The sequence below is a fragment of the Formosa undariae genome (assembly GCF_042427615.1).
GTDB classification, from domain to species: domain Bacteria; phylum Bacteroidota; class Bacteroidia; order Flavobacteriales; family Flavobacteriaceae; genus Formosa; species Formosa undariae.
This window is the reverse complement of sequence record NZ_JBHMEZ010000001.1, coordinates 220,673-240,138: the sequence shown is the minus strand read 5'-3', so window position 1 is coordinate 240,138 and position 19,466 is coordinate 220,673. Positions and strand designations below refer to the sequence as shown.

Here is a 19,466-nt window from a genome sequence, read left to right as displayed (position 1 = left end):
TAAAATAATAACAACCCTAAAAACATCACCTTATGAAGACTTTAAAATATACAGCCATTGCTCTTTTGTTATTCGGATCGTTAACCGCATGTGTAAACGAAGAACTAGACGACGATATGCTAGTTGCACCAGACACTATAGAAGCAAGCACATCTGATACTGGAGGCGCAATCGACGAACTATAATCACCTAAAATAAATTTAAAATAATAACAACCCTAAAAACATTTACTTATGAAAACTCTAAAATATACAGTATTAGCCCTTTTATTATTCGGATCGTTAACCGCATGTGTTAATGAAGAAATGGACGACGATATGCTAGTTGCACCAGATACTATCGAAGCAAGCACATCTGATACCGGAGGCGCAATCGACGAATTATAATAGATTTTAAAAAAAACACACAATCCTAACACTATATACTTATGAAAAATTTAAAAATTAGAGTGATAGTCTTTTTGTTATTCGGATCGTTAACTGCTTTTGTCAATGAAGAAATGGACGACGATATGCTTGTGGCTCCAGATAACGTAGAATCCAGAATTCCAATTCTAGTGGGAGGCGCGATCGACGAATTATAACAGACCCTGAAATAGATACCTTATTGAACGTTTTAATTACATGTTATATTCAAAAAATATAAATATATTTGGTGAAATGATATCCTAAATCTTGACTACCTTTTATAAAATTTTAATGTGTCTTGTGATGTGTTTTAACGTTTTCAATGTTAAGACTTTCGCACAAACTAAAGATATTGATAGTATCGAACGTCTACTTGAGAAATCTTCTAATTTCAAAGAGTACGATTATAATAGTCGATTTTTGTTTGCGAAACAGGCAGAACAACTTTCTACTAAATTAAAAATAGACTCCTTAAAATTAAAAAGCACCATTGAAATAGCGAACTTGTATAAAGAAAAAGGCGCTGATCAATTATTTTTAAGTACGAATAATGAAAATTTAAAACATGCTGAACAAGCAGGGGATTCTGTGTCCTTAGCCTTATTGTATCACAATACCGCCAATTACTATTTTAGACGGTCAGCAGACAGTGCTTATAATTATTTTTATAAAGCAGAAAAAATTTATAGGGCATTAAAAGACAATTATAATACGGCTTCTACCTTATTAGGAATTGCAATTATTCAAAAAAATGAAAAAGATTTTATTGGTAGTGAAGTCACTTCTGTCGAAGGGATTACGCTTTTAGATTCTTTGCCCGACACCCAAAATAATATTCGTAAGAAAGCCTTTTTATTTAATAATTTGGGAATAGTTTTCGATGAACTCGAGCAGTATGAAGATGCATTAGATTATCATAATAAATCATTAGAATTAAAACGCCGTTTAAACGGGGATAATAGTCAGACGATTAGTAATTCCATGAATAACCTAGCGTTAACCTATAAAAATTCAGGGGCTTACGATGTTGCTTTAAGGTATTATGAAGACATTTTAAGCGACACTTCTTTAAAAACACAACGTCCTCAAATTTATGCTCTTGTTTTAGACAATTATGCACATACGCTATATTTAAACAAAAATGAAGACCAGCTTCCGGAACTCTATTTAGAAGCGCTAAAGGTTAGTAATAGTTTAAATGACTCTTCCTATAATTCTATTATTATAAATCAACATTTAGCAGAATTTTATAATGATAAGAATCAGAAGGATTCAGCTAAATTTTATGCACATAAAGCAAAAGACATATCGGAGAACTATCATAACGACGATTTGTTAAAATCCTTATTGCTTTTGTCTGAAATAGAGGTAGATAGTGTGGCGGTAGACTACTACAAAGATTACATTCGTTTAAGCGATAGTCTTCATAAAAGTGAACGTTCTGTGCGTAATAAATTTGCCAGAATAAGATATGAAACAAAAGAAATACAGCTTAAAAATGAAAAAATAACCAAAGAACGACTTTTGTTTATGTTGATTTCTGTGGTCTTATTAATAACGTCATTTTTAATAATTGTAATCGTATTTCAGCGCAATAAAAACAAAGCATTAGAATTTAAACAAGTACAACAGAAAGCTAACGAAGAGATTTATAACCTTATGCTTTCTCAACAAGATAAAATAGAGGAGGCGAGAACCTTAGAAAAACGTAGAATATCTGAAGAATTGCACGATGGTGTTTTGGGACGTCTTTTTGGAACTCGTTTAAGTTTAGATAGTTTAAATGCGAGCAAGACAGACGAAGCCATAGAAACGCGGAGCAATTATATAGACGAATTAAAAACGATTGAATTAGAAATTCGAAAAGTTTCGCACGATTTAAATATGGATTTCGTGTCTCATTCTGGGTATATCGATATTGTTAAGGAACTATTAGAGAAGCAATCTTTAGCATATAATTTAGAGTGTGCATTAAAATATGAAGACAATATAAATTGGGATGGAATTTCTAACAGAATTAAAATTCATTTTTATAGAATTATTCAAGAAGCACTTCAAAATTCTTATAAACACGCAAAAGCAGACCATTTTAATATCAATTTTTACAGAAAAGAAAGTGATATTTGTTTAGACATCACAGACAATGGAGTCGGATTTGAGTTGTCAAAATCCAGAAAAGGAATCGGTTTAAAAAATATGTCGTCACGTGTAAACGAAATCAATGGTTCCTTAGTGATCAAATCAGAGAAAAATGAAGGCACAAAAATTTCAATTAGAACCCCGATTTTTAATTAAAAAAATAGTAATCAAGAAATGAGCGAACTTATTAGAATTTTAATGACAGACGATCATCCTATGATTCTCGAAGGGTATCAAAACACATTATTGTCTACCAAGAAACCGGAACAAGAGTTATTAATAGATGTGGCTAATAATTGCGATCAATCTATAGAAGCTATGCATCGTAGTATTCGAAAAGAACAACATTACGATATACTATTTATAGATATAAAAATCCCACCTTCTTCAGATGGTCAGTTTACAAGTGGTGAAGATTTAGCAAGATATGCCCGTAAAATTTTGCCTGATGCCAAGATTGTAATTTTAACCATGTTTAACGAGGCTTACCGAATTCATAATATAATTGAGGAATTTAATCCAGAAGGGTTTTTAATAAAAAGTGATTTAACATCTAGGGAATTAGCAAGTGCTTTCCAAGCTATAATAAATTTTCCTCCATTTTATAGTGGTACTGTAAATAAATACTTAAAACAAACCGTAACCAGTGATATTTATTTAGACGATAAAAACCGACGTATTTTATATTTGTTATCGCAGGGTGTAAAAACTAAAAACCTGGCCGAGCATGTTAATTTATCTTTAAGCGGTGTCGAAAAACGAAAAAAACAACTAAAAATGCTGTTTAGTATAGAAGATGGGCAAGACGAATCTTTAATTAGTGAAGCTAAGAAATTGGGATTTATTTAAAATAATATTTATAAAAAGAACAGAAATTTTAAATAAAATGTAAAAAGTACGGTTTTACCGCAACAAAATATCAATCGGACTACTTATATTTGGAATAGTATCAACTATAAAACAAAGTTAATCCTTCAATTCTGAAATAGTTCGATAGTATAAAAATTATATAAGTCTTATAACCCTCATTATAAGACTTTTTTTTTAGAACAAACTAAACCCTTCTTTGTGTTTCCAAAACACACTTATAAATAATCCGAAATACACAATTCCGACAATAAACTTTAAAAGTGTTCCCGTTAAAAATCCTAAAAACGAGCCAAAAGCAGCTTTAGTAGCCGTTTTGTGATTGGCTTTAAAAAACATTTCTCCAACAAAAGCTCCAATAAAAGGCCATATAATTATACCTAGAAATCCGAATACTGGGAAAATAATGGAAACTACCAAACCAACAGTAGTCCCAATAACACCATATTTACTACCTCCAAATTTTTTGGTTCCCATAGCAGGAATCGCATAATCTATAATCACAATAGCGATAGCTATTACAAAAGTAATTGTAATAAAAGTCCAATCATTGGGGATCACTTTGGTTAAGTACAAAAGCAAAAGGCCTAACCAACTTACTGGAGGTCCTGGAAGTATAGGTAGAAAACTACCCAGCAAGCCTATAATCATACATATTAAACCGAGAAAAACTAAAACGAAATCCATAATCTAAATTTAGCGTATGGCAAGTTACATATATTATCAATTACTTTTTTAGACTAAGAAATTAGTTTAAACTAAATATTTAGTTATATTTGTTTCAATGTTAAACTAAAAACTTAGTTAGATGAAGTCGTTAACAAAAGCAGAAGAAGAAATAATGCAAGTGCTTTGGCAATTAGAACATGCCAATGTAAAAGCTTTAATAGAGGAATTACCAGAACCAAAACCGGCTTACAATACAGTATCTACCATTGTGCGTATTTTAGAAAGTAAAGGTTTTGTAGATTATGAAAAGCAGGGGAAAGGTCATATTTATTTTCCGTTAGTCTCTAAACAAGATTATAGCAACCAGTCGTTACACACGTTGGTCGATAATTATTTTCAAGGATCGTTTAAAAGTTTAGTGTCATTTTTCGTAAAGAAGAACGATGTGAGTTTAAATGATTTAGAAGCCATGATGAAGGAAATCGAAAAAAACAAATAATTATGCTGCACTACATCCTACAAACCATAGCGTTCCAATTGTTCTTTTTAGTGGTGTACGATTTGTTTTTAAGACGTGAGACTTTTTTTAATTGGAATCGATTTTACATATTATGTACACCAATAGCCTCATTTGTATTGCCTTTAATTAAAATTGAAGCTTTTAAAAATGTTTTGGCTCAAAACTATATCGTGCAATTGCCAGCCGTGATCTTAAATCCAGATGCATCGACTGTAGAGACTCAAATATTACCAACGGTTTACCTTAAAAATAGCAGTTCGTTTTGGTCCTTGGAATTCATATTATATGTCGGTATTAGTGTGTCCGCATTTATATTTATTTTCAAAATGTTTAAGCTCTTTAAAACAATCAATATAAGTGAAAAGAATACGATTAACGGACTTACTATTATCACTTTAAAAAACAGTTCGGCAGCCTTTTCATTTTTTAATTATGTCTTTTTAGGCGATGCCATAAGTCCTGAAAATTATAAACCCATTTTGGCTCACGAATGTGTTCATAAAAGTCAGAAGCACAGTGCCGATTTATTGTTTTTCGAACTGCTTCGTATTGTGTTTTGGTTTAATCCGTTAGTGTATATGTACCAAAATAGAATGGTTACACTTCACGAATATATAGCGGATGCTTTAGTGGTACAACAACAAGATAAAGTGACCTACTATCAGAACTTGTTGAGTCAAGTTTTCGATGTCAATCATATTTCATTCATCAATCCATTTTTTAAACAATCATTAATCAAAAAACGAATCATTATGTTAACAAAAACGAAATCAAAACAAATCCATTTAATTAAGTATGCCTTGCTTGTACCCATGATTTTTGCAATGCTGTTGTATACCTCTTGTGATAAAGAGGCGGAAAATTCTGAATCTACAATTTTAGAAGACGTAGAAGTGCCTTTTACTGTTGTAGAGCAACCACCCATATTCCCTGGTTGTGAAGATCTATCTGTAGAAGAACGAAAGAAATGTATGTCTAACAAAATTTCTCAATTTGTAGGAAAGAATTATAATACGGATTTAGCAGGAGAATTAGATCTTTCAGGAAGGCAACGTATTAGTGTCATTTTTAAAATTGACAAACAAGGGAATATTGTTGATGCGAGAGCCCGAGCTTCAGAAGATGCTTTGGCCGAAGAAGCAGTACGTGTTGTGAATTTATTACCAAAAATGCAACCAGGTAAACAAAAAGGAAAAGAAGTTACTGTGCCATATTCTTTACCTATTGTGTTTCAAGTACAAGACTAAGACATTAATATATATATGTTAAAAACCGAAGCTAATCACTTCGGTTTTTTTATTTTGAAGCATTTTAAACTGAATTGGATCCACTCTAATCAATTTCAGTCAAGAATTGCATTCGAAAAAGTGTTAAATACTAAAATTATTGTATTTTCGATTTTCATCTTAAACTATGAAGCATTTCGTATTTATACTTGCATTACTATCAATCTGCGCTTGCGACGATTTAAAGGTGAAAAAAACATCTACCGAAGCCATTTTAAATGAAGAATTACAATCGTTTACATGGAATGAAGTCGATGAATATCCTACCTTTTCATCTTGCGAAACATCGGCCACACAACAGTATCGAAAACAATGTTTCGAGCAAACGTTAGCAGCCACGATTTTAAAACGTTTGGAAGCAGAGCGTATTATTGTAAACCGCGATGTATTGGATACGTTACTCATTCAATTTAAAATTTCAGATACGGGCGATTTAAGTCTGCTAAACTTTAAAGTCGATTCCCTGACTCAGGCCGAAATTCCGAATATTAAATTCTTAGTCACCTCTAGTTTAGATAGTCTGCCAACTATTGAACCGGCCATAAAACGCGGACAAAAAGTGAATTCATTATTTACTCTTCCTATTATTATAAAAGTAAATTAGATTTCTATTTCGTAAACTTGCGATCTTTCCAAGAGTACGATGTAAACAATGACGCTACTGCAACATGTGTACAAAATAAAGGATATAACATAGCGACAATTACATACCATTTTAATCCTTTTTTCTGATTAAAAAACAGAGCGCTTTTATAAATAAGCATAAAGTCTACAACAAATTTAACGACACACAAGCCTGTGAAATAAGTCGGTGAAAAATCTCCAAAACTCATAAATATAAATAAACAGATTAGTAACGCATTCGTACTTAAAACCAAGAGTCCGGTAATTTTACTAAAGCTGTTTGTATAGGCTTTTGTTTTTGAAGCCCAACGCTTACGCTGACTAATTAAATCTTTTAAAGTAGGTTGGGCATGTGTGTAAATTACAGCATCGGTAGATTTTAAATACTGAATACTTTCAGGGTATTTATTGCTTATTTTTTCAAGTAAAAAAATATCATCACCACTGGCAATAACATCATTTTCTGCAAACCCATTTACATCGTAAAAGGCTTGTTTTTTATATCCTAAATTGGCGCCATTACATAAAAAGGGTTGGTGTATTCCAAATCCGCCAACAGTGGCACCTTGTAAACTCATCACATCAAACCACTGAAACATATTTAGAAATTTAGAGGTTGTGAAATAGGTGATGGGCGCTACAATAAACTGACAAGATGTATGCTGTTCAATAAAACTATTAAAAGCATCTAACCATGTTTTCGGAAGCACACAATCGGCATCGGTAGTTAAAATCCAATCGCATTTAGATTTAGAAATGGCTAAGCTAATCGCATCTTTTTTTGGAGAATTTGATAGGCGTTTGTTTTGAAGTAATGAGATTTGAAAGTCTGCGTGAGTATTTATAAAATCGGAAACTAATGCTTCAGAAGTATCTGTAGAGCCATCATTTATAAGTAGAATTTCAAATTGGTTTTTATCATAATCTAATTCTGAAATAGAGCGCAATAGTTCTGGTAAATAGTCGGCTTCATTCCGAAAGGGAATAACAATAGAAAAACAGTTTTTTTTAGAATGTGTTTTTGCTTTAAATGGAGGCACTTTGTTAAATCCATAATTTAAACTTCCGATGAGAACGGTGTAAAATGCCAAAATTAGTATGCTAAGAATAATCATAATTTACAATTTTGGACCTTTAAAACTCATAACATAATAACTACCAAGTACACTCGGTAATACGGTATTGAACAGCCACATAAGTGTAATGCAACTTAATACAATGGTTTCGTTAATATTAAAAAACGAGAATAAATACACAGCAATACTTCCTTTTAATACGACATCGAAAATAAATATACTCGGTAAAATAGATGCTAATAGGTATAGACTAGAAATAATCATCATAGTATTTAAATAACCTAAATCGATATTAAATAGTTGAAGCAGAAAGTAAAATTGAAATGAAAACACCAGATACCTAAGCGTAGAAAATAAGAGTGTTTTTCCTAACAAACTAAGAGAAATAGACGATAGAAAACGTTTGGTTTTTAAAATCCATGTTTCAGGTTTTAGATATGTTTTTACCACTAATATTAAACCCATACATAGTAGTCCGAAAATTAAATACCGTGACCAATGTAAGGTTTTAAAATCGAAATTTATTGGGAATGCTTTGGTGAAAAAAATTAAACCGATACTTCCGAAAAAAGTGGTAACACACATTTGAGCTAAATTTCCTAGCCCATTTAAACCCATTATTTTCGCTCTTAGATTGGAAGGGAAATACAATGCTTTTGCGCCATAATCTCCAATACGATTGGGCGTAAAAAGAGAAGCTGTATGGGAGCCTAAAGTTTGTGCAATAGCAGATTTTAAAGTAATAGATTTAACAGCGTTTACTAAATTTTGCCATTTTAATATTTCGAGAAACCAATTTACAACCGATAACAACCCAACAAAAAGCACGGAATTTAATGATATAATCGCGCTAGACTTTAGAACACTCCAAAATTCAGGAAGAGATAAGCTGTCGTTAAGTGCTAGTTTTGAGTAGATAAAGTAAAAACTAATGGCAATTATACTTATCTTAACAATATATATTAAGAATGTGTGAGATTTATAAATAAGTGCCTTAGCGTACATAATGCAAATTAAACCTTTTATTGTAAGATGTCTTCTATATTAAAAAAACAAAAATACATTTCTGCTGTAGTTATTTTATTATTCTTTGGCTCTTTCGACGGAATTTCTCAAATCGATGAAGATGTTTTAAGACTTGAATTTGGTGTTGGGGGGAACCATGTTTTAGACAACGGATTTGCCGAAACTTATACTGCAAACGAATTTAATTTGCCTAGTATAACTTTAGGAGCACAATACATGTTTACAGATAAATTAGGAGTTAAATTAGATTTAGGCTTTAGTCGTTTTAAAGGTGTAAACGATGAATTTAAAATTAATTATACCCGAATAAATGGACAAGGAATTTACGATTATACGCACATTTTAAATTTTGATGATCGCTCGGATTTCAAATTTCAGGTTCATGCTGGTCCAGGTTTTACGTTTGTTAGACCTTTGGAAGGAATTAAGGACGTCGATCAGAGTTATTTTAATTTTATGTTGGGAACAGAAATACATTATGCTTTAAGTAGTGCCACCAGTATCTTTTTCGATGCCTCTTATATTCACGGATTTACAAAACCAGATACCTATACTCCTGCAATTAATGGTTTGGGAGCTTTTAATGGCAGTATGTTTACATTTACCATTGGTGTTTCCTTATCTTTGAGCGGATGTTATTTTTGTAATTAATGAGTAAAGAACGTATTATTTTAGGGATTGACCCAGGAACCACTATTATGGGGTTTGGACTGATTAAAGTCGTGGGGAAAACCATGTCTTTTTTACAGATGAATGAATTGGATTTGAAAAAATACGACGACCATTATCTTAAATTGAAACTTATTTTTGAGCGTACCATCGAGCTTATCGAAACACATCATCCAGACGAAATTGCTATTGAAGCACCTTTCTTCGGAAAGAACGTACAGAGTATGCTGAAGCTTGGTCGCGCACAAGGTGTTGCGATGGCAGCAGGTTTGTCTCGCGAAATTCCTATAACAGAGTATGCGCCTAAAAAAATAAAAATGGCCATTACAGGAAATGGTAATGCCAGTAAAGAGCAGGTTGCTAGAATGCTTCAAAGTGTTTTAAAATTAAAAACACTTCCGAAAAATTTAGATGCTACCGATGGACTTGCCGCGGCGGTGTGTCACTTCTATAATGAAGGTCGTGTAGAAGTTGGTAAGAATTATACCGGTTGGGATGCTTTTGTTAAGCAAAATGAAAAACGCGTTACCGCTCCTAAAGTTTCAAAAACAGGAATAAATAGTATAAAGAAATGATTTTAAATACCGATCCTAATCACAAAGAAATTGTTGATGGTGTTGGCATTTATATCCACATTCCATTTTGCAAACAAGCATGTTTTTATTGCGATTTTCATTTTTCAACCTCTTTAAAAAAGAAGGACGAATTAATAGATGCTTTAATTGAGGAGTTAGAATTAAGGAAATCTGAATTTGAAAACGATACGGTTGCAACCATTTATTTTGGGGGAGGAACGCCTAGTTTACTGTCTCTAGAAGAAATTGAAACCATTTTAAAAGCCGTTTACGATAATTATTCAGTGATTGAAAATCCTGAAATTACTCTAGAAGCTAACCCTGACGATTTATCTGAATCTAAGATTTTAGAGTTGTCAGAAAGCAAAATAAACCGCTTAAGCATAGGCGTACAATCGTTTTTTGAAGCCGATTTAAAACTCATGAATCGCGCACATAACACCTTAGAAGCAAAGCAGTGTTTAGAGTTAGCAACACAGTATTTCGATAATATTTCGGTCGATTTAATCTACGGAATTCCGGGAGCAACGCATGAGCAATGGCAGGAAAATATTCAAACCGTTTTAGATTTTAATATTCCGCATATTTCAAGTTACGCCTTAACAGTCGAACCCAAAACAGCGTTAGATGCTCTAATAAAAAAGGGAAAGATTGAGGATGTAGATGAAGTTCATGCCGAAGCTCAATTTCATATACTAATCAATCAATTAAAAGAATCTGGTTTTATACATTACGAATTGTCTAATTTTAGTAAACCAGGATATTTTAGTATTAATAATTCCGCCTATTGGAAAGGCAAAAAATATATAGGTATTGGTCCGTCGGCGCACTCCTTTTCTGGAGAATCTCGCAGTTGGAATATCTCTAATAACTCAAAATATATACAAGCAATTCAGTCAAAAAGCTTACCAAGTGAAATAGAAATATTATCTATTAACGATAAATATAACGAATATGTAATGACAGGTTTACGCACCATTTGGGGAGTCTCTTTGCAGACTATCGCGACTGTTTTTGGTTCCAATTTTAAAACATATATTTTAGTCCAAGCGGATAAATATTTAAATGAAGAATTGTTGTATATTGAAGATAATAATCTTAAAGTAACCACTAAAGGTAAGTTTTTAAGCGACGGTATTGCGTCTCAACTTTTTAAGATTTAAACCTAGTATTTATTATGATTGCAAGCATACAAGCTAATTCTAGAAAATATAAAATAGATTTTACAAAACCCATCGATATCTCTATCCCGTTGCGTGCTGCGAGTACCAATGTTTCGGCTTATTATTTAGAGCCTCCAAAGATAGATCCAGCAATAGACAATCAAGGGTATTCGGCACAAGTTTCAGAAGGTGCTTCTGTTAATTTTAATAATATTTCTTTTAATCCGCATGCGCACGGTACACATACCGAATGTGTTGGGCATATTACGGAGGCGTTTTATTCAGTAAATCAGAATTTAAAACAGTTTTTCTTTTTGGCAGAAGTGATTACTGTGGTTGTTGAGAAATTGGGAGACGATTTAGTAATTTCTAAAAAACAACTTCAGTTTGCTTTAGGAAACAAAAAACGTAAAGCAGTAATTATAAGAACAATCCCGAACACTTTAGAGAAATTAAATAAGCAGTATTCTCATACTAATCCGCCATATCTTTTAGAAGATGCCGCCACATATCTACGAGAAAAAGGGGTGGAGCATTTGTTAGTAGATTTGCCAAGTATTGATAAAGAAAAGGACGAGGGCGAGTGGTTAGCTCACAATGCGTTTTGGGACACAAAAGGAAAGATTAGAACACAGGCTACGATTACCGAATTTATCTACGTTCAAAACTTCGTAAAAGACGGAACCTATTTTTTAAACCTACAAATTGCACCTTTCGAAAACGATGCAACGCCTAGTAAGCCAGTATTATATCAAGTAATTACTGATTAAATTTCATAGTTATGTTCGAAAATATATTAATGGTTCTTTTGGGAGTTATAACTACATATTGGGTGGTTACCTTATTTAAAAAGAAGGAAAAAAAAGAACTTACTGAAAAGCAATCTGCCGTACTTTTAGAAAAGATAAAAAGTGTCTGTAAATTAATAACTGTAGAAGGCGAATTTGCCGAAATCTATCATCACGAAAATATTAAAGATCATTTTTTAGGTTTATTATCTAGTAAGCGAAAAGCCTTAATTGTGATTAACGCAAAAGTGCATATTGGTTATGATTTGGCGAAACTAAAAATGTATGCCAATACGGTCGATAAGAAAATTGTGATCGAACATATGCCTCAACCTGAAGTGTTAGCCATAGAGCCCGATATGAAATATTACGATATTAAAAATGGGCTGTTTAATCGGTTTGCTTCAGAAGATTTAACCGTATTAAATAAAGAAGCGAAACAGCATATTTTAGATAAAATTCCTGAAAGTGGCCTGATGATTACAGCTCGAAAAGAAGCGCTTCAAGCGATTTTAATGATTGAAAAAATTGTTGAAACCATAGATTGGGAATTGGATTATTCTGCATTAAAAATTGAAGACAAAACAATCGAAAAACTAAAATAAAGTGAAAACGATATTAAAATTAGAAGAAGTGGCTATGCTTGCTTTATCCATCTGGATTTTTAGTGAGCTGTCTTTTGCTTGGTGGTTGTATTTAGTATTGTTTTTTCTTCCGGATGCCGGTTTTGTTGGCTACGTATTTAGTAATAAAATGGGTGCATTCTTTTACAATATATTACATCATAAAGGCATCGCTATTATCTTATATATTATAGGTGATTTTTATGCTGTTGAAAGCTTAGAATTAGCAGGTGTAATTATGTTTGGACACGCCTCCTTCGATCGTATATTAGACTATGGTTTAAAATATAATGATAGTTTTCATAATACACATTTAGGAATTATTGGTAAATCTCAAGATGCCTAATGAATATAAAGGAACTTCACGACTATTGTTTAAAAAAGGAAGGTGTCACCGAGTCGTTTCCATTCGATAATAATACCTTGGTCTTAAAAGTTTTAGGGAAAATGTTTCTGCTCACATCTTTAAAAGGATGGGAAGAAGGTGAGCCATCAGTCAATTTAAAATGCGATCCCGAACGGGCAGAACACCTGCGTGCAAATTACGATAGTATAATTCCGGGATTTCATATGAATAAAAAACATTGGAATACCTTAAAATTAAATCAAGGGGAATTACCTTTTCCGTTGGTTTTAGAACTTATCGATCATTCTTACGATTTGGTAGTAAAAGGCTTGTCTAAAAAGCTGAGAGATAGCTTGACAGATTCGCTATAGAATTCATCTGTAATACTAATTATTTGTCGTTGCGTAGATCTGGAAAAGACTTAAAAGCATCTAGATAATAAAGCTCTAGAACTATCGCTATTAGTACGGTCTAAAACACAGGAATTTATAATCTCTGTTTTAATCTTTTCCAAAGAGGACGGCTTCTCCCAACGGATTATCTTATCTTTGAATTTGTAATGATATACTCAGTATCTACCTCAATATATCGCGATATATTTAAGATTAGGACGGCTGAATTTAGTATGTATTACATTCAAAAAACATCTTTAATTTAGATAACTTTCATCTAAACAGAATACTATAATATGAGATATAAGCAGATTTCAAACACACTTTTTTTAGAGAATAGAGAACGTTTTATAGCGCAAATGGAACCAAATACCATTGCTGTTTTAACGTCTAACGATGTTAACCATAATAATGCAGACGATGTTATGGGATTTACCCAAAACAACGATCTGTTTTATCTTTCAGGAATCGATCAGGAAGAGAGTATTTTAGTCTTGTATCCAGATGCCGCTAAACCAGAAAATAGAGCGATCCTTTTTGTAATCGAAACGTCCGAACAAATCAAAATTTGGGACGGCGAAAAGCTAACCAAAGCACAAGCAACAGCGATTTCGGGAGTAGAACGCGTAGAGTGGGTTGAAGGTTTCGAGAAAATATTACAACTTATGGGGTTTGAAGCCGATGGCTTTTACTTGGGACATAACGAACATGTAAAACGCGTAACTTTTAATCAACAAACGCAACAAGATCGTATGATTCTATGGGTAAAAGAAAAATACCCATTGCATAATTTACATCGTGTATCTAAAATCACTCGAGATTTACGTCCGGTAAAGTCTAAAGTAGAAATAGACTTAATGCAACATGCTGCAAATATTAGTATGGCAAGTTTTGAACGCGCTTTAAAAGCAACAAAACCTGGGATGAAAGAATATGAAATTGAAGCCGAACTGAGCTATAATTTAATAAAATCTGGAGCCACACGTCATGCGTTTAATGCCATTATTGCTTCAGGAAAAAATGCGTGCTCTTTACATTATAATACGAATGATGACGTCTGTAAAGATGGCGACATGATTTTAATGGATTTTGGAGTGTGTTATGCGAATTATAATAGTGATACAACACGTTGTTTTCCTGTAAATGGTAAATTTTCGGCCCGCCAGAAAGCAGTGTATTCTGCTGTTCTACATTGTTTAAAGGAAGGAAGTAAGTTGTTTAAACCGGGAGTATTATCTGCCGAATACGAACAACAAATGGGGAAGTTGGTCGAAGCAGAACTTATAAAATTAGGTCTGTTAAATGCTGAAGACGTTGCAAAACAAGATCCTAAAAAACCATTATATAAAAAGTATTATATGCATAATTCGGCACACCATATCGGACTAGATGTTCACGATGTTGGGTTGTATTCTTGTCCGTTTGAAGTGGGGATGGTTCTTACTTGCGAGCCCGGAATTTATATTCCTGAAGAAGGTATTGGCTGTCGTTTAGAAAACGATTATGTAATTACAGAAGATGGTTGTTACAACCTTACTGAAGCGATGCCTATTGAAATTGAAGAGATTGAAGCAATAATGAAAAATAACTAATAAGATGACAACATTAGGAGTAGGAGGCTCGACAATTGAAGCCGAATTAGAAGCGATACAGCCCAAAGCACATTTGGTAAAGCCCATACAAAAAGATGCTTTTCCAGAGCGTATTAATCGTGCTTTAAAAATTATGGCTACCGAAAATGTTTCGGCAGTTTATTTACATGCTGGGACCAATCTCTATTATTTTACAGGAACAAAATGGAATTCTAGCGAGCGTATGGTTGGAGCTTTATTGCTGCCAGACGGAAGTATTCATTATATCGCACCGCATTTTGAAGAAGGTACGATTTTAGATTTCATGGAATTCGAAGGTCCAGTTCACGGCTGGGAAGAACATGAAAGTCCGTTTGAATTATTTGTCTCTATTTTAAAAGAAAACGGGATTTCAGGTGGTAATATTGCAATGGATGAGGTGACGCCTTTCTTTATTGTAGATGGTATTTTAAATTGCCAATCCGATTATAAATTGGTTAATGCAAAACCGATTACAGCGGGTTGTCGCATGATAAAGTCTAAAGAAGAAATAGCCATAATGCAGACTGCGATGGATATTACAATGGACATTCATAAGGCTGTAGCACGTATTTTAAAACCAGGAATTGCAGCGCAAACGGTTGTCGATTTTATTCATGAAGCACATAAACGTTATGGCGCTCCTGCTGGATCGTACTTTTGCATCGTATTGTTTGGAGTCGATACCTCTTTTCCGCATGGTGTTAAAAATCCGAAGGATTTAGAAGAAAATGATGTGGTGCTTATAGATACAGGTTGTAAACTACACGATTATATTTCAGATATTACCAGAACCTATATTTTTGGGGATATTACGGACGAACAACGTCGCATATGGAACTTGGAACGCGAGGCACAATTTTCTGCTTTTAGTGCCTCTCAGTTAGGAAATACCTGTGGTTCTATAGATGTTGCAGTTAGAAAAACATTAGAGAAAAACGGATTAGGTCCAGATTATAAATTACCAGGTTTGCCACATAGAACGGGACATGGTATTGGTTTAGATATTCACGAATGGCCATACTTGGTAAAAACAGATCAAACCGTTTTAGAAGACGGCATGTGTTTTAGTAATGAGCCTATGTTGGTTGTTCCTGATGCATTTGGGATACGTTTAGAAGATCATATTTATATGACAGAAAACGGACCAAAATGGTTTACAGAACCAGCGCATAGTATTGAAGATCCGTTTGGACTTTCAAAATAAAATTGTTACAAAATTGATATTAAAAATGGTATTGTAGGTAAAACTATAATACCATTTTTTTTGAAAAAAAGTAAGGGATTGTTTTAAACAAGGACATTCGTTTGTCGTAATTCGTTTTAAAACGTATTTTTGCAATTCTAAAAATAAATAAAATCATGAGTGTATTACAGACTTTGGAAGATCGTAGTAATAAAAGTTGCGAGCTTTGTACTTCAAAAGAACAATTAAAACAATATACTATACCGCCATCATTAAACGAAAATGTCGATAACAGTGTGTTGGTTTGTAATACGTGTCTTGAGCAAATAGAAGGCAATGTAGATATGGATGCTAACCATTGGCGTTGTTTAAATGATAGCATGTGGAACGAGCATGTTGCTGTGCAAATTATGTCTTGGAGAATGTTGCAACGTCTACGTGGAGAAGGTTGGCCAAAAGATTTAATAGATATGATGTATCTAGACGACGAGGCTATGGCTTTAGCGCGTGCAACCGGAGAACATGAAGACGAAAGTGCTAAAATAATTCATCGCGATGTTAATGGTGTTATTTTAGAAACAGGAGATGCTGTGGTTTTAGTGAAAGACCTAAAAGTAAAAGGATCTAGTATGGTTGCTAAGCAAGGAACTGCTGTGAGAAACATTCGTTTAGATCATGAAAATGCAGAATATATTGAAGGTAAAGTTGGGAGTCAGCAAATTGTGATTATTACAAAATACGTGAAGAAACTATAAGTTTTATTTCACTTTATTATATTTAAAAAACGGGCTGTAAATTAATTTTACAGCCCGTTTTTATTTTTGATTACACTCTAGTGTTTATATAAATTAAGATTTTGATTCCGTATATTTATTTACATAATAGGTGGCTGCCAATAAATCTTCAAGCGCATGACCTACAGATTTAAACAGTGTGATTTCAGTGTCGTTTTTACGTCCTGTTTTTAGATTCCCGCACAACTCGAATAAATCGGCTTGAATCTGTTCCTTTTTAAGAATTCCAGTAGTAAGCGGTATAAGAATATCTCCACTTTCTTTTAATCCGCCTTGGTAGGTGTCTATATACACAGACGATTTTAAAATAGCTTCGTCATCTGCTTCTCGGGTATCTTTTTTATAAGCGCCAACCAAATCAACATGCTGACCCGGTTTTAAATATTTTCCAAAAACAAGAGGCGTAGGCGATAGGGTTGCTGAAGAAATAATGTCGACTTCACTTATTTTTTCTTCAATAGTTTTAACAGGCTCTACAGTGAATGTTGCCGTGGTAAACTGTTCGCAAATGGCTTTTGCTTTATTAAAATCACGTCCGTAAACATAAACTCTTTTAATTGGACGGACACTGGCGTGCGCTTCAATTAAGTTTGTAGATAACGCTCCAGTTCCAATCATTAATAAAGATTCTGAATTTTCTCTAGATAAAAATGAAGATGCCAAAGCCGAAGCTGCTGCAGTTCGTTTTACCGTTAAGCTCTTTGCTTCTAAAATGGCTTTTAGTTTCCCTGTAACCGCATCTAGATAAAGATACGTTCCATGAATAGCAGGTAAATTATACTTTCCATTTTCAGGACTAACTGTCGCTATTTTTACACCCGCATGTTGTCCGGGATTCCAAGCTGGCATTAAAAGCAACGTAGAATCTAATTCTGATTCCGGATTAGGGAAATCATGATGATGGCGCATAGGTACTAAATAGTCGTTTGAGGAAAATCCTGTTTTTAAAGCAGAAACAAGTGTTTTAAAATGAGTTGAATCTTCAATAAAATCGGAATCGATTAAAGCTGTGTTTTTCATAACCCTAAAATTAAGAAATATCTTCTGAAATAGATAACTTTATTCTGCAGATATCATGAGATCTAAATTTAGTTTTCTCGGTTTTTATAAGCTTATATTCAGAATATCGCTTCAATTTCATGATTTTATGACGTATCGTTAATATGGTTTCTGAAATTTTAAAAAGCGTTTATAAAAATATTTAAAAGATTATATTTGAATCTAATCAGTTAATTTTTATTGAAATGAATAAATCATGGTTCATACTACTTGGTTGCATGCTAAGTTTTTCGGTTTCTTACTGTCAATCGGTTACAGATATTATTAATGCGGTGCATTTAGATTCCTTATCGCTTACAGTAAACGAATTTTCAGGAGAAGTACCTACTGTAGTTAACGGAAACACGGTTACAATTTTAAATAGAAGGCTTAATAATAACAATTTAGCTGCTGAATATCTGTTTGAAAAACTAGATAAATTAGGGGGTTTAACAGTAGGAAATCAGTTTGTCGATAATGATGAAAACAGACGTAATGTTATCGCGACCCAATTGGGAACAACACATCCTGATAAAATATATATGATTTCTGCACATTATGATGCTGTAGCCAATTATTGCGCCGATGATAATGCCAGTGGAGTCGCAGCGCTTTTAGAAGTGGCAAGAGTATTATCTGGGGAATGTCTTGAAAACACTATTGTTTATGCGCTTTGGGATGAAGAGGAAGTTGGGCTAATTGGTTCTAGTTATTATGCTGAACAAGCTAAAACAAATGGAGATGACATTTTAGGTGTTTATAATCTAGATATGATTGGTTATGATGGAGATAATGACCAGAGTTTTGATATTGATGTAAAACGAAATAATGAAGGATCGCAAGGTATGAGCGACGATATTGTTGCGATTTTAGGAGCTTATCCGTTTAAATTGAATGCTAATATTGTAATTCCGGGAACAGAATATAGTGATCATTCTAGTTTTTGGAACCGTGGTTATCCGGCTGTGTTAATAGGTGAAGCGTGGTCTGAAAACGATCAGAATCCAGAATATCATTCTAGCGATGATAGATTTGAACTATTTAATTTACAGTATTTTCATGAGCTTACCAAGTTATCGGCGGGGTATATGGCGACTAAAGGTGTGTTAACGGGAGTTGATAATACAGTGACACAAACGAACAATAGTTTAAAAGCAATTCAGGAATCGGCAACTTACCAATGGTATAATTGTACAACCGGTACAGCAATTGCAGAGGCAACATTTCAGACGTATATGCCTACTGAAAATGGGACTTATAATGTTGAAATTACCTCAGGTTCATGTACTGAATTTAGTGATTGCTACTCGTTTGGTACTTTAGGTTTGCCAACATTTTTACAATCGGAACTTAAGTTATATCCCATTCCAGTACAGTCTAATTTAACAGTAGAAAGAAGCGTTGGTGAAAGTGCAGATTTTACAATTTATGATGTATCTGGGAAACGCGTGTTTAAAATAAGTTCTGAAAAAGAAAACACCGAATTACAGTTGAATGATTTGGCCAAAGGGGTTTACTTTTTAAGTGTAGAAAGTTCTGAAAAACGTGGCGTTTATAAATTTATTAAGGAGTAATGTTCTCTTTCTTTATGCTCATGACTTTAAATGCCCAAATGGGTTTAAAGAAAAAATCCGTCCAAAATGCTATTGAACGGATTTTTTTATAGAA

The 19,466-nt window shown here is 33.3% G+C and carries 23 protein-coding genes; 19 read left to right on the top strand and 4 right to left on the bottom strand.

What is annotated here, in order from left to right; genetic code table 11:
• The first annotated feature begins 32 nt into the window (after window positions 1-32).
• From ACFFVB_RS01030 to ACFFVB_RS01010, 5 genes are all read left to right on the top strand, one after another.
• Window positions 33-185, top strand: a complete 153-nt coding sequence (locus ACFFVB_RS01030; RefSeq protein ID WP_382380272.1) for a hypothetical protein — start codon at window positions 33-35, stop codon at window positions 183-185.
• A 48-nt stretch (window positions 186-233) separates the two neighbouring features.
• Window positions 234-386 (top strand): hypothetical protein, encoded by a 153-nt coding sequence (locus tag ACFFVB_RS01025; protein ID WP_382380270.1) that lies wholly within the window; start codon window positions 234-236, stop codon window positions 384-386.
• Window positions 387-427: 41 nt separating this feature from the next.
• The gene (locus ACFFVB_RS01020) at window positions 428-583 is read left to right on the top strand and encodes a hypothetical protein (protein ID WP_382380268.1); all 156 of its coding nucleotides are present in this window, start codon (window positions 428-430) and stop codon (window positions 581-583) included.
• Between the two features lie 127 nt (window positions 584-710).
• Entirely contained in the window at window positions 711-2,702 is a 1,992-nt protein-coding gene (locus ACFFVB_RS01015) for a tetratricopeptide repeat protein (RefSeq protein ID WP_382380266.1), read from the top strand.
• An 18-nt stretch (window positions 2,703-2,720) separates the two neighbouring features.
• Window positions 2,721-3,395: a response regulator gene (locus tag ACFFVB_RS01010; protein ID WP_382380264.1), complete on the top strand. Its 675-nt coding sequence runs from the start codon at window positions 2,721-2,723 to the stop codon at window positions 3,393-3,395.
• Window positions 3,396-3,590: 195 nt separating this feature from the next.
• On the opposite strand, the gene ACFFVB_RS01005 is transcribed toward ACFFVB_RS01010, so the two are convergent.
• Entirely contained in the window at window positions 3,591-4,100 is a 510-nt protein-coding gene (locus ACFFVB_RS01005; protein ID WP_382380262.1) for a DUF456 domain-containing protein, read from the bottom strand.
• Window positions 4,101-4,221: 121 nt separating this feature from the next.
• Here ACFFVB_RS01005 and ACFFVB_RS01000 point away from each other — a divergent pair, with 121 nt between their 5' ends.
• The 3 genes from ACFFVB_RS01000 to ACFFVB_RS00990 all read left to right on the top strand — a co-directional run bounded on the left by ACFFVB_RS01000 (window position 4,222) and on the right by ACFFVB_RS00990 (window position 6,492).
• Entirely contained in the window at window positions 4,222-4,581 is a 360-nt protein-coding gene (locus ACFFVB_RS01000) for a BlaI/MecI/CopY family transcriptional regulator (RefSeq protein ID WP_382380260.1), read from the top strand.
• A 2-nt stretch (window positions 4,582-4,583) separates the two neighbouring features.
• Window positions 4,584-5,849 carry a M56 family metallopeptidase gene (locus ACFFVB_RS00995; protein WP_382380258.1) on the top strand — a complete coding sequence of 422 codons (1,266 nt, stop codon included), beginning with the start codon at window positions 4,584-4,586 and terminating at the stop codon, window positions 5,847-5,849.
• A gap of 166 nt (window positions 5,850-6,015) precedes the next feature.
• Complete coding sequence (locus ACFFVB_RS00990; protein ID WP_382380256.1) at window positions 6,016-6,492, top strand: hypothetical protein; 477 nt, start codon at window positions 6,016-6,018, stop codon at window positions 6,490-6,492.
• A gap of 4 nt (window positions 6,493-6,496) precedes the next feature.
• On the opposite strand, the gene ACFFVB_RS00985 is transcribed toward ACFFVB_RS00990, so the two are convergent.
• Together ACFFVB_RS00985 and ACFFVB_RS00980 are read right to left on the bottom strand one after the other, a co-directional pair.
• Entirely contained in the window at window positions 6,497-7,627 is a 1,131-nt protein-coding gene (locus ACFFVB_RS00985) for a glycosyltransferase family 2 protein (protein WP_382380254.1), read from the bottom strand.
• A 3-nt stretch (window positions 7,628-7,630) separates the two neighbouring features.
• Entirely contained in the window at window positions 7,631-8,593 is a 963-nt protein-coding gene (locus ACFFVB_RS00980; RefSeq protein ID WP_382380252.1) for a hypothetical protein, read from the bottom strand.
• 27 nt (window positions 8,594-8,620) lie between these two features.
• Here ACFFVB_RS00980 and ACFFVB_RS00975 point away from each other — a divergent pair, with 27 nt between their 5' ends.
• The 10 genes from ACFFVB_RS00975 to ACFFVB_RS00930 all read left to right on the top strand — a co-directional run bounded on the left by ACFFVB_RS00975 (window position 8,621) and on the right by ACFFVB_RS00930 (window position 16,721).
• The gene (locus ACFFVB_RS00975; protein ID WP_382380250.1) at window positions 8,621-9,265 is read left to right on the top strand and encodes an outer membrane beta-barrel protein; all 645 of its coding nucleotides are present in this window, start codon (window positions 8,621-8,623) and stop codon (window positions 9,263-9,265) included.
• Window positions 9,265-9,858, top strand: coding sequence for a crossover junction endodeoxyribonuclease RuvC (gene ruvC / locus ACFFVB_RS00970; RefSeq protein ID WP_382380248.1), 594 nt, complete (start codon window positions 9,265-9,267; stop codon window positions 9,856-9,858). Before ACFFVB_RS00975 ends, ruvC begins: the two co-directional genes overlap by 1 nt.
• A complete protein-coding gene (gene hemW / locus ACFFVB_RS00965; RefSeq protein ID WP_382380246.1) occupies window positions 9,855-11,021 on the top strand; it encodes a radical SAM family heme chaperone HemW in 1,167 nt (388 codons plus the stop codon). Before ruvC ends, hemW begins: the two co-directional genes overlap by 4 nt.
• 14 nt (window positions 11,022-11,035) lie before the next feature.
• Entirely contained in the window at window positions 11,036-11,791 is a 756-nt protein-coding gene (locus ACFFVB_RS00960) for a cyclase family protein (RefSeq protein WP_382380244.1), read from the top strand.
• 11 nt (window positions 11,792-11,802) lie between these two features.
• Window positions 11,803-12,414, top strand: coding sequence for a DUF4230 domain-containing protein (locus ACFFVB_RS00955; RefSeq protein WP_382380242.1), 612 nt, complete (start codon window positions 11,803-11,805; stop codon window positions 12,412-12,414).
• A gap of 1 nt (window position 12,415) precedes the next feature.
• On the top strand, window positions 12,416-12,778 hold the full coding sequence (locus tag ACFFVB_RS00950) for a DUF4260 domain-containing protein (RefSeq protein ID WP_382380240.1): 363 nt from the start codon (window positions 12,416-12,418) through the stop codon (window positions 12,776-12,778).
• A complete protein-coding gene (locus ACFFVB_RS00945; protein ID WP_382380238.1) occupies window positions 12,778-13,149 on the top strand; it encodes an MmcQ/YjbR family DNA-binding protein in 372 nt (123 codons plus the stop codon). The genes ACFFVB_RS00950 and ACFFVB_RS00945 overlap by 1 nt, the downstream gene beginning before the upstream one ends.
• Before the next feature lie 317 nt (window positions 13,150-13,466).
• Window positions 13,467-14,762, top strand: coding sequence for an aminopeptidase P N-terminal domain-containing protein (locus tag ACFFVB_RS00940; RefSeq protein ID WP_382380236.1), 1,296 nt, complete (start codon window positions 13,467-13,469; stop codon window positions 14,760-14,762).
• A gap of 4 nt (window positions 14,763-14,766) precedes the next feature.
• Entirely contained in the window at window positions 14,767-15,987 is a 1,221-nt protein-coding gene (locus ACFFVB_RS00935) for a M24 family metallopeptidase (protein WP_382380234.1), read from the top strand.
• Window positions 15,988-16,142: 155 nt separating this feature from the next.
• Window positions 16,143-16,721 carry a PhnA domain-containing protein gene (locus tag ACFFVB_RS00930; RefSeq protein WP_382380233.1) on the top strand — a complete coding sequence of 193 codons (579 nt, stop codon included), beginning with the start codon at window positions 16,143-16,145 and terminating at the stop codon, window positions 16,719-16,721.
• 93 nt (window positions 16,722-16,814) lie between these two features.
• Here ACFFVB_RS00930 and lhpI read toward each other — a convergent pair whose 3' ends face one another.
• Entirely contained in the window at window positions 16,815-17,780 is a 966-nt protein-coding gene (gene lhpI / locus ACFFVB_RS00925) for a bifunctional Delta(1)-pyrroline-2-carboxylate/Delta(1)-piperideine-2-carboxylate reductase (protein WP_382380232.1), read from the bottom strand.
• A 224-nt stretch (window positions 17,781-18,004) separates the two neighbouring features.
• Here lhpI and ACFFVB_RS00920 point away from each other — a divergent pair, with 224 nt between their 5' ends.
• Window positions 18,005-19,372 (top strand): M28 family peptidase, encoded by a 1,368-nt coding sequence (locus ACFFVB_RS00920; RefSeq protein ID WP_382380230.1) that lies wholly within the window; start codon window positions 18,005-18,007, stop codon window positions 19,370-19,372.
• Window positions 19,373-19,466: the final 94 nt, after the last annotated feature.

Coding starts and splice junctions, on each gene's coding strand:
- ACFFVB_RS01030 (WP_382380272.1), top strand. CDS start 33: ATGAAGACTTTAAAATATACAGCCATTGCTCTTTTGTTATTCGGATCG.
- ACFFVB_RS01025 (WP_382380270.1), top strand. CDS start 234: ATGAAAACTCTAAAATATACAGTATTAGCCCTTTTATTATTCGGATCG.
- ACFFVB_RS01020 (WP_382380268.1), top strand. CDS start 428: ATGAAAAATTTAAAAATTAGAGTGATAGTCTTTTTGTTATTCGGATCG.
- ACFFVB_RS01015 (WP_382380266.1), top strand. CDS start 711: ATGTGTTTTAACGTTTTCAATGTTAAGACTTTCGCACAAACTAAAGAT.
- ACFFVB_RS01010 (WP_382380264.1), top strand. CDS start 2,721: ATGAGCGAACTTATTAGAATTTTAATGACAGACGATCATCCTATGATT.
- ACFFVB_RS01005 (WP_382380262.1), bottom strand. CDS start 4,100: ATGGATTTCGTTTTAGTTTTTCTCGGTTTAATATGTATGATTATAGGC.
- ACFFVB_RS01000 (WP_382380260.1), top strand. CDS start 4,222: ATGAAGTCGTTAACAAAAGCAGAAGAAGAAATAATGCAAGTGCTTTGG.
- ACFFVB_RS00995 (WP_382380258.1), top strand. CDS start 4,584: ATGCTGCACTACATCCTACAAACCATAGCGTTCCAATTGTTCTTTTTA.
- ACFFVB_RS00990 (WP_382380256.1), top strand. CDS start 6,016: ATGAAGCATTTCGTATTTATACTTGCATTACTATCAATCTGCGCTTGC.
- ACFFVB_RS00985 (WP_382380254.1), bottom strand. CDS start 7,627: ATGATTATTCTTAGCATACTAATTTTGGCATTTTACACCGTTCTCATC.
- ACFFVB_RS00980 (WP_382380252.1), bottom strand. CDS start 8,593: ATGTACGCTAAGGCACTTATTTATAAATCTCACACATTCTTAATATAT.
- ACFFVB_RS00975 (WP_382380250.1), top strand. CDS start 8,621: ATGTCTTCTATATTAAAAAAACAAAAATACATTTCTGCTGTAGTTATT.
- ruvC (WP_382380248.1), top strand. CDS start 9,265: ATGAGTAAAGAACGTATTATTTTAGGGATTGACCCAGGAACCACTATT.
- hemW (WP_382380246.1), top strand. CDS start 9,855: ATGATTTTAAATACCGATCCTAATCACAAAGAAATTGTTGATGGTGTT.
- ACFFVB_RS00960 (WP_382380244.1), top strand. CDS start 11,036: ATGATTGCAAGCATACAAGCTAATTCTAGAAAATATAAAATAGATTTT.
- ACFFVB_RS00955 (WP_382380242.1), top strand. CDS start 11,803: ATGTTCGAAAATATATTAATGGTTCTTTTGGGAGTTATAACTACATAT.
- ACFFVB_RS00945 (WP_382380238.1), top strand. CDS start 12,778: ATGAATATAAAGGAACTTCACGACTATTGTTTAAAAAAGGAAGGTGTC.
- ACFFVB_RS00940 (WP_382380236.1), top strand. CDS start 13,467: ATGAGATATAAGCAGATTTCAAACACACTTTTTTTAGAGAATAGAGAA.
- ACFFVB_RS00935 (WP_382380234.1), top strand. CDS start 14,767: ATGACAACATTAGGAGTAGGAGGCTCGACAATTGAAGCCGAATTAGAA.
- ACFFVB_RS00930 (WP_382380233.1), top strand. CDS start 16,143: ATGAGTGTATTACAGACTTTGGAAGATCGTAGTAATAAAAGTTGCGAG.
- lhpI (WP_382380232.1), bottom strand. CDS start 17,780: ATGAAAAACACAGCTTTAATCGATTCCGATTTTATTGAAGATTCAACT.
- ACFFVB_RS00920 (WP_382380230.1), top strand. CDS start 18,005: ATGAATAAATCATGGTTCATACTACTTGGTTGCATGCTAAGTTTTTCG.